At 64.8% G+C, this 8,898-nt stretch carries 6 protein-coding genes and 1 pseudogene; 4 read left to right on the top strand and 3 right to left on the bottom strand.

Features of this window, described 5'->3' with window-relative positions:
* Window positions 1-13: 13 nt before the first annotated feature.
* The gene (locus Q0326_RS10505) at window positions 14-289 is read right to left on the bottom strand and encodes a hypothetical protein (RefSeq protein ID WP_298689900.1); all 276 of its coding nucleotides are present in this window, start codon (window positions 287-289) and stop codon (window positions 14-16) included.
* A gap of 1,030 nt (window positions 290-1,319) precedes the next feature.
* On the opposite strand from Q0326_RS10505, the gene Q0326_RS10500 reads away from it, so the two are divergent.
* The gene (locus Q0326_RS10500; RefSeq protein WP_298689898.1) at window positions 1,320-2,186 is read left to right on the top strand and encodes an alpha/beta hydrolase; all 867 of its coding nucleotides are present in this window, start codon (window positions 1,320-1,322) and stop codon (window positions 2,184-2,186) included.
* 534 nt (window positions 2,187-2,720) lie between these two features.
* Here the strand turns inward: Q0326_RS10500 and Q0326_RS10495 are convergent.
* Window positions 2,721-3,959, bottom strand: coding sequence for a ShlB/FhaC/HecB family hemolysin secretion/activation protein (locus tag Q0326_RS10495; RefSeq protein WP_298689896.1), 1,239 nt, complete (start codon window positions 3,957-3,959; stop codon window positions 2,721-2,723).
* 42 nt (window positions 3,960-4,001) lie between these two features.
* A pseudogene (locus Q0326_RS18070) lies at window positions 4,002-4,151 on the bottom strand (hypothetical protein); the annotation flags it as partial.
* A gap of 7 nt (window positions 4,152-4,158) precedes the next feature.
* Between Q0326_RS18070 and Q0326_RS10490 the strand changes: the two are divergent.
* From Q0326_RS10490 to Q0326_RS10480, 3 genes are all read left to right on the top strand, one after another.
* Entirely contained in the window at window positions 4,159-4,299 is a 141-nt protein-coding gene (locus Q0326_RS10490; RefSeq protein WP_298689894.1) for a hypothetical protein, read from the top strand.
* 361 nt (window positions 4,300-4,660) lie between these two features.
* A complete protein-coding gene (locus Q0326_RS10485; RefSeq protein ID WP_298689892.1) occupies window positions 4,661-6,406 on the top strand; it encodes a FecR family protein in 1,746 nt (581 codons plus the stop codon).
* Window positions 6,407-6,408: 2 nt separating this feature from the next.
* On the top strand, window positions 6,409-8,763 hold the full coding sequence (locus Q0326_RS10480; RefSeq protein ID WP_298689890.1) for an EAL domain-containing protein: 2,355 nt from the start codon (window positions 6,409-6,411) through the stop codon (window positions 8,761-8,763).
* The last annotated feature ends 135 nt before the right edge of the window (window positions 8,764-8,898 follow it).

The following is an 8,898-nucleotide window of genomic DNA, read 5'->3' as shown; positions in this document are numbered from 1 at the left end:
GAGAATCACAACATCAATCCCGCTGCAAGGCCGACTTGCTCAGAGTTTCCCTAAGGATATCGCGGCCATCGGCCTCGCGGATGTCGTCGGCCTCCGCGATCGCGCTGGTGACATAGGCACCGCGTTCGACCGAAAAATAGCGGGCGACCCATGTCCCCTTGCGTGCACCGCGACGGTAGCCGAGATGCGCGCCCTCGGAGAGGGTCCGCCAATAGGGTTTGTTGCGTGGCCCAAGTCTCACACGGGCGGTGCGGTCCTGGATGCGGGCTTCGACGACGGTGCGCGACATGGCTGACGAGTGTCCCTGACTCGTCCAATAAGATAGTCGGATCATATCGGATACGCAAGGACGAAGACTCGCTAAGCTGTTGTCTTTATTACCTTCCGAGGACGTCCGAGGGTGTTTTCGGTGACGGCTCTCACGGCGAAAACACGGGTTCGATTCCCGTAGGGGTCACCAATCTTTTTTGCCGCGGTATCGCAGCATCGGCGGACAAGCTCCTGATATTCCAGTTCTTCCGAGCGCCCCTGTCTTGGACGCGGGCCGCCCAGGGAAGAAATATGGAAGAATCCGGGTTTCGCACGCCCGAACACCGCGTTCAGCTTGCGTATCTTGCGGCCGTTGTCGCCGCTCGCCGGAGAAAGCTCCCTCGTCGATCTAGCGGTCGGCCACGGACATGCGGTCACGCTTGATGCGGCACCCGTCGAGTTCACGGCACCCGCCTCGGCGCGCCAGGCGAAGGCTCGGCGAGGACGCCGAGGGGACCGACGAGACGACGGATACCCGTTACTGTGAAAAGGATGCCCTTCGATCCGGCCCGCGCAGACTTCGGCGCCTGTCCACTATGTAGAGGGCCTGAGCTCGGTTTCGCGTTCGGCCAAGTTACCGATCATACGAAAGACGGTCGGCATCTCTACGGACCGGCCGAGCGGCCCGACAGGCCGGACTCCGTGTTGGCGTTATCGCGCGACCTTCCTGCTCCCCGCCTGCTGGCGCTGGGCCGCTTGACCGAGAAGGCGCCGCCCGAAAAGTGCGGCTTGGTCCTGCCGTTCGGACTGATCCCGATCCGCCCGCTCTGGGCGCTCGGCCGCCGGTCTCGCAACTGAGTCCGAAGACCGCGGCCATCGCCTCTTCACGGGTCGCAGTCCGTCATCGAGGCCGTGCCGGCACAATTGGAAGGCGCCGATCCACGGATCCGTGATAGTGTTCGTCGGCCGCCCGTAATGCGAGTCTCTATCGTCGGTGGCCTCACCGGTGCGTCGGGACGTGCGCCTCGTGGCGGCCCGTAGCTGCTTGACCGCTCACAAGGAGACGTGAAATGCCGATGCACAGCACGAGTGACGGAACACAGATTTATTATCGCGACTGGGGCAAGGGTCAGCCGGTCCTGTTCAGCCACGGCTGGCCGCTGACCGGCGACGCGTGGGAGGGGCAGATGATGTTTCTGCGCGCCCATGGTTTCCGCACCATCGCGCATGATCGTCGCGGCAATGGCCGCTCCGATCAGCCGGATTTCGGCAACGACGTCGATACCTGGGCAGACGATCTCGCCGGCCTCATCGAGCATCTCGATCTCGAGCAGGTCGTCCTGGTGGGTCATTCCACGGGCGGCGGCGAGGTCGCGCGCTACATTGGCCGACATGGCACCAAGCGTGTTGCCAAGGTCGTGCTGCTGGACTCGATTGTTCCAAGGATGCTGCAGGCACCCGACAACCCGGCCGGCGTCCCCATCGAAGGGATTGATCAGATCAGAGCCGGGACGCTCGCCAATCGATCGCAATTCTTCAAGGATGTCGCGACACCCTTCTTCAGCGCCAATCGCGAAGGCTCCAAGGTTACCCAAGGGATGCGCGACCTGTTTTGGTTCCAAGGCCTGCAGGGAGGGCTGCTCGCGGAATATGAGACATCCTATAGCTGGCAGCTCGATTACACCGAGGATGCGCGTCGTATCGACGTGCCGACGCTGATCATCCACGGCGACGACGATCAGATCGTGCCGATCGACGCCGGAGGACGGCGTGCGGCTGAGATCATCCCCGATGCCCGCCTAATCGTTTACGCTGGTGGTAATCACGGCATCGCGATTAGCGATCCGGATCGGGTCAACGCCGATCTGCTCGCTTTTCTGAACGAGTCCGCCCAAACGCCAGCGTCCAAGGAGGCTTTGGAGGCTGCGTCCGCCTGACGCGACCTGACCTACGGCGGGGGTGCGAGATGCGTCCTCGTTCCCTCGCCGCAATGTTGGAGGTCCCCTGTACGTCGGATTGCAGCGGACCGTATCGGGCAGATTCAGGCCAGCAAGACCCACCGATGAACGCGCCGCCGCCCCCCGCTGCGTCTCACCTTCGGCCGTACGTGCAGCTTTTGTCGATGTGAGCGCGACCGTCCCTACGCCGTGCTCCGCATTTGCCTCAGTCGGCGCATTTGGCTTCAGCGTCGCCCAAGACCATTATTGGCGTGCCGCGCGACACCTTCTGACATGGCGGCGCGCACCGCGAAATTGGCGCAGCATCACAGTCGGACTAGGTCGCAGGTCGTCTACGATAGCGGCTTGCCAGCCCGTCAGTAATGGACGGAACCAAGGCTCTGGCCGCGCCAGCAACCGGGACGACCGGCGACCATTGCGCGCGTTTGGTGACCAGCATCGCGGATAGGCTAGCCGGATGAGCCCCGCGCTAGCCGTCCGTCGTGTGGCGCACCCGCTGTGATGCGAGGCGGCTCAGACGTGGGCGGACAGCTGGAACGACAAACGCGGTGCGCGGTTTCGCGTGTCGAAGCGATCCTCATTCAAGGGGAATGCGACTTCTAGCCCGCCGTCGAAGACACTATGGCCGATCCGAATGCCGGCGCCTGCGGACGCGAGACGGCCGCCGCCATAGCCATTCCGCAGATTGGTCACGACGCCGCCGTCCGCGAACAGGTAAAGTTGCGCGCGGGACGGCAGAGGGAGACGGAGATGGGTGAGATCAGCGCGCAGTTCGGCTGATCCGAGCACGCCGTCGTCGCCGGTCCGTTCGCTATAGTCGTAGGCGCGACCGAAGGCTGGGCCGCCCAGGCTGATCTCCGCGGTTGCCAGCAGCGGCCGCGACGCCACTTGCGCGACGCTTGCCAGCGCGACGCTGAACGGCCCGGAAATCGGGTGCGTCCAATCGACGACCACGCTGCTCGTGACGAAGCGCGCGTCTCCGTCGGGACGCGAGGCGAAGGCGTCGCCCGCGTGCGTCATGCCCGGCAGGGGCAGGCCCCACGAAATCGCAAGATTGGCGTGGTAGCCCCCACCGACGATCGTGCCCGCACTTTTGAGCGTGGCGGTTAGGACGGTGATGTCGTCATCGCGAAACCGCCTGCCGAGCACCGATTGGTTGGAGACGAGCGTGCGCAGCTCGAGATCGAACCACAGGCTCGATCGTCGAGACCGGCGCAGCGGAAGACTGTAGTCGATCGCCCCGCCATAGCTGTGGCCGATCAGATCGAGCGTCGCGAGATCGCCGCCCGCATGGGTTCGGCCATAATAGCCGGTGATCGAGGCGACCCCGCCGGTCTGCCCGACCGGCGCGGCATAGTGACCGCTGAGGAACGCGAACTGCTCCGGATGCGCGGGTGTCGTCGCAGCGACGAGGCCGATCTCGTCACCCGCCACGAAATTGTTGCGCAGGTCGGCCAAGCCGGTAGCGCGCAGGCGTCCGATCTCCGACGTGCCGCGATTGTCGATCTGGCCATAGAGCATAACGCGGTCGCTGGTCAGTGTGACCAGCAGGATGCCGAATCCGTCCTGTCGCAGATATTGCGTGCTGGCGATCCGCACGCCGGGCAGATCACCGACGAGCAGGATCGCCCGTTCGAGTTCAGCCTTCGTGACGGCGCGGTGCGTGATCAGCCTCGATAGAATGCGGTCGGCGGATGCGTTGCTCCTGCCGATCGATCGCACCGCGTCGATGCGCCCTTCGTCGAGCGTCACGCGCAATATGTTGTCAGCGAGTGACTGTGGAGCAATCGATGCACTTGCAAAGACCAATCCGCGGGCGCGGGCGACGCTGGCGACGGCACCGGCCAGTTGACTCAGATCGCCTTGGGTCAAAGGGCGATGCAGGTAAGCTGCTGTCGCGGCCGAATAATCGGTCGCCGAGGTGGCGAGTGCGTCGGCGACCACGATGCGATTGGCGACGATCCCCGTTGCGGCGAGCGTGATCCGTGCGGGGCTTGGAGGAGTCGTCGAGGCCGGTCGCGGCGGTTGGGCGCGCATATCGTCGTGCGCGATCGACGGCAGCGAACGCGTCACCAATGCCGGGTCGACCTGATCAGGGACGACTTGCGCCGCGGCCCCACCAGCAAAAATGAAAGTGCCGCAGAGGAAGACTAATATATGTTTGTACATTGCATACTCGCACGACCCGATGATTGCGAATGGCCGAGAATAGTTGAGGAAGGGTTCCATTAAGCCCCTGTTGACCATCAAAAAAAACGTTCTGGGAACGGCGGGCCATCTAAGGATCCCCAGCCTGCAGCAACCGCGGGCGGCGAAGTGGGGATGAGATGCGGCATTGTTGGATTATCTGCGCCGCATCGATGTGGTCTGTCACCGCCGAGGCGCGGAGCCCTATTTGGTCGGTTAGTGAAACGTCAGGCGCGGTCACCGTTCAGCGCGCCGGGCTCTCACGCGTGGCGCTGCGCGGCAATATCCTCACGCCTGGCGACGTGGTCCGGACGGGCGCGGGCGGCCGCGCCGTGCTCGTGCGTGGCCAGGAATATATGATGATCGCGCCGGGATCGCAGGTTCGCCTGCCCAGCGACGCGCCGAAAGGTCAAATCACGCAGCTTGTGGAGGACGCAGGCAATGTCGTCTTCATGATCAAGAAGATGGCAATGCCGCATTTCGGGGTGCAGACGCCTTATCTCGCCGCCGTGGTAAAGGGCACCACCTTTAGCGTCGGTGTTGGTGAGAGTGGTGCCACCGTCAAGGTTCTCGAGGGTGCAGTCGACGTCGCTACCATCGACGGTGGCGCACATCAGATGGTGTTGCCGGGCGGCTCGGCGTCCGTTGGCGCCGGCGACCTCGCGTCGATGAGCTTGGTCGCTGACGGTCATCAGCGGATGGTTCGATCGCCGGGCAAAAGCCCGACAATGAATGCGACGCGCGCGCCTTCTGCCATCGCAAGGCCTGTGCCGATCGCCGCGAACACGATCGCCACGTCGATCGCGGAACCGTTCGTGTCGCTGGCCATCGTCACCGACGGTCTCGTCACCGGCGCACCCGCGACGATATTTGCGGCGCCGACGAGCGCGCAGGCTGCAAGCTCGAACGTCGGGGTCTTCGCATCTGCAACGCCGCAAGGAACGCAGCAAGCGGCAAGCCAGGCAGAGGTGACGGTCAAGCAGGCTCAGACCCAGCTTGCCGACGCGCGTGTCGCCGCGAACGCTGCGTCCACCGCTGTAGCCGCGGCCCAGCAAGCGGGTCAGGCCGCTGCCGCGCAAGCCGCTGCGACGGCTGCCGCTAACGCCACGGCCGTCGCGCAGCAGCAGATGGCCGCGCAGCAAGCAGAACAGGCCGCAGCGGCCCAGGCGACTGCAACTGCACAAGCAGCCGCCGCAGAGTCTGCGCAGCAGCAGGCGATGGCTTTGGCTGCGGCGCAGGCGGCTACTCAAGCCGCTCAACAGATCGCCGCCCAATCTGCGGCGCAACAGGCTGCGGCCGCTCAAGCGGCCGCCGCAGAGTCTGCGCAGCAACAGGCGATGGCTTTGGCTGCGGCGCAGGCGGCTACTCAAGCCGCTCAACAGATCGCCGCCCAATCTGCGGCGCAACAGGCTGCGGCCGCTCAAGCGGCCCAGCAGGCGAGCGAAGCGGTTCAGGCGGCACAAAGCGCGGCCGCGCAGTCCGCCCAGCAGACTGTCGTGGCGCAAACCGCAGCCGTTCAGCAAACGGCCTCAGACGTAGCTGCCCAACAGGGCGCACAAATTGCCACTGCTCAGAACGCTGCTCAGCAGCAAACGGCCGCAGCTCTGGCGCAGACTGCGGCCGCTCAGCTTGCCGCCCAGCAAGCCGCTGCTGCTCAGGCGGCCGCCGCGCAAGCTGCGGCGACGCAGGCAAAGGCTACAGCGGATTTGCTCGCCGGACAGCTGGCGGCTGCGCAAGCGGCGGCACAGGCGGCCGCCAAACAAGCCGCCCAAACGGCGGCGGCGCAGGCGGCCGCTCAGGCGGCGGCGCAAGCCGCCACCGCCCAAGCCGCCGCGGCCGCCAAAGCGACCGTCGACGGCGCGGCCCACGCCTCGGCGCAAGCCGTCGCCAATGCCTCCGCAAAAAGCGCCGTTCAGGCCGCACAGGCTGCGGCTTCGGCGGCACTAGCGACTGCGGCGCAAGCGGCAGCAAATGTCAGCACCGGACTAGCGTCTCTGCTCGGCGGTCATTGAGCTTGGCTCGCCTGTTCCGGCACGGCGCGACCACGTCCTCCGGCAGTTTGGGAACGACAGATCGGGCCGATAGCTTGCGCATGCGCTGGTGTGCGGTCGCGGTGGCCGTGCTGATTTCGATCGCCAGCGTCCTGTGGGGTAGCGGGACAGGTATCGAGTCGGCGGCGCGAACTCTACGGGATGGCTGGCGCACGCATCCGGCTTCGGGTGACGTGATTGTCGTCGAAATCGACGCGAAGAGCGTCCGTGCGCTCAATCATTGGCCATGGCCGCGCGGTCTTTATGCGACGGCGATCGACCGCCTTCAGGCAGATAGCGCACGCTCGATCGGCTTCGATATCGATTTTTCCTCGCCGTCTCAACCAGCCGAAGACGAACGATTTGCAGCCGCGCTTCGTCGCGCAGGCGGATCCGTTATTCTGCCGACCTTCCGGCAGCGGGCCGACGCGCAAGGCGAAGCGTGGATCGAGAGCCTGCCCATACCTTCGCTCCGCCCGTTCGCCTTTCTCGCCGCGGTGAACGTGATGCCCGACGTCGATGGTGTCGTCCGCCATTATCCGCTGGGAATATCGTCGGCGGGGGCGCCCCGTCCGTCGATCGCGGCGATGCTCGCCGAGACCGATGCCGGCACCGGTCGCTCCTTTCCGATCGACTATGCGATCGATCCCACTACGATCACGCGGGTCAGCTTCGTGGATTTGGTGACCGGCCGCGTCCCAAGAGCGCAGATCGCGGGCAAGCGCGTTTTGATCGGGGCGACCGCGATTGAACTGGGCGACCGGTACCCGGTGCCCGGCCGTGGCATCCTGCCCGGCGTGATCGTCCAGGCGCTCGCTACCGAGACATTGATCCAAAAGGGAATCTGTGTGTCCCTAGGGTCTTGGCCGCTCGCCGCCGCAGCGATCCTGATCGTATTCCTGCTGACGAGGGCGCGAGATGAACGAATCTGGCTCGCTGCGATGTCGGCGCTAGCCCTATCGCTGCCGATCGTTCCCATGCCTTTCGCGGGCGCAGGGTTCGAGATCGACATGGTCCCTGCCTTGTTCGCCACCCTCGGTGCGCTTGCCGCCGGCGTGGCAATGATCGTGTACGCCGAATTGCACCATCGTCGGTTTGTCGATCTGGAAAGCGGTCTGCCCAATGCGCTCGCGCTCGAACATGCCGCGCGCGATCTGGCTTCGATTGACCTGACCGTGGCGCGCTTCGACCGGTTGACCGAGATGACGGCAGCCGTGGGCAGCGCTGTGAGCGCCCAGGCGTTGCGTCAGATCGCGCACCGGCTGGAGGCGACGCTGAAGACCGCCATCTATCGGATCGACGATAGCTCGCTTGCCTGGCCGTCCGCTGGCGGCAAGCTCGACGACGAAGACGGTCATTACATCGGCCTCGGCGCGATCCTCCGCAGCCCGGTTGTCGTGAATGATCTGTCGCTCGATGCCAGCCCGACGTTCGGGGTGGCGAGCGGAGACGGTCGCGAGGCGAGCAAACTTGCCGCAGGCGCGACAATTGCTGCCAAGCGGATCCGCGCAACTGGCGGTCGGTGGGATCGCTATGTCGATGGCGATAGCGATGTCCGTCTGTGGAAGCTGTCTCTTCTCAGCGAATTTGCAGCGGCGCTCGGCTCGGGCGACATCTGGATCGCCTACCAGCCCAAATATGACGTCACGCTCGGCAGGATCACTGCGACGGAGGCGTTGATCCGCTGGCGTCACCCCAGCCGCGGCGCCATTCCGCCCGACAGTTTCATCCCGCTCATCGAGGAGGAAGGCCGTGCGGCGGAACTCACGGCCTTTGTCCTCAACCAGGCACTGCAGGATGTCGCCGCATGGCAACGGCAAGGGCTTAGCATCGGTGTCGCGGTAAATCTGTCGGCGACGCTGCTTGGCGACGCGAGCCTCGTGCCGATGGTGCGGTCGGCCTTGGAGCGCCATGCTGTCCAGCCCGCCATGCTCACGCTCGAGCTGACAGAATCCGCTGTGATCGCCGATGCGGAAGCCGCCTCCGGCGCGCTCTCGGGCCTCAAGGCGCTCGGACTTAAGCTGTCGATCGACGATTATGGGACGGGCCAGTCGACGCTCGGCTATCTGAAGCGCGTTCCAGCAAGCGAGCTCAAGATCGACAAGAGCTTTGTGCAAGGCGTCGTCTCCAACAGCGGCGACCGTCTGCTCGTCCAGTCGACGATCGAACTCGCGCACGCGAAGGGCATGACCGTGGTTGCGGAAGGCGTCGAGGACCAAGCCTGTTTCGACATGCTGGCGAGCATGAATTGTGACACGATCCAGGGGTGGTTCACCGGGAAGCCGATGGCCGCGGCGGATTTCGCGATGCAGCTGCGCGAGATCGCGCAGGCGGCCTGAGCCGTTTGCGATAGCAAGATCCGAAGAAGCGGATCGATCGGCGCCGCTGGAAGCTAGGCTGGGAAGGCCAGATCGCGGCCGTTTATCCAGATCACGCAGATCTTAGCCGACGTCCTGACAAGATCGATATCCGTC

It is taken from the genome of uncultured Sphingomonas sp., from assembly GCF_937859915.1.
Taxonomy (GTDB): domain Bacteria; phylum Pseudomonadota; class Alphaproteobacteria; order Sphingomonadales; family Sphingomonadaceae; genus Solisphingomonas.
Note: the sequence above shows the minus strand (reverse complement) of the source record. Positions and strands in the feature narration are given on the sequence as shown.

Coding starts and splice junctions, on each gene's coding strand:
- Q0326_RS10500 (WP_298689898.1), top strand. CDS start 1,320: ATGCCGATGCACAGCACGAGTGACGGAACACAGATTTATTATCGCGAC.
- Q0326_RS10505 (WP_298689900.1), bottom strand. CDS start 289: ATGTCGCGCACCGTCGTCGAAGCCCGCATCCAGGACCGCACCGCCCGT.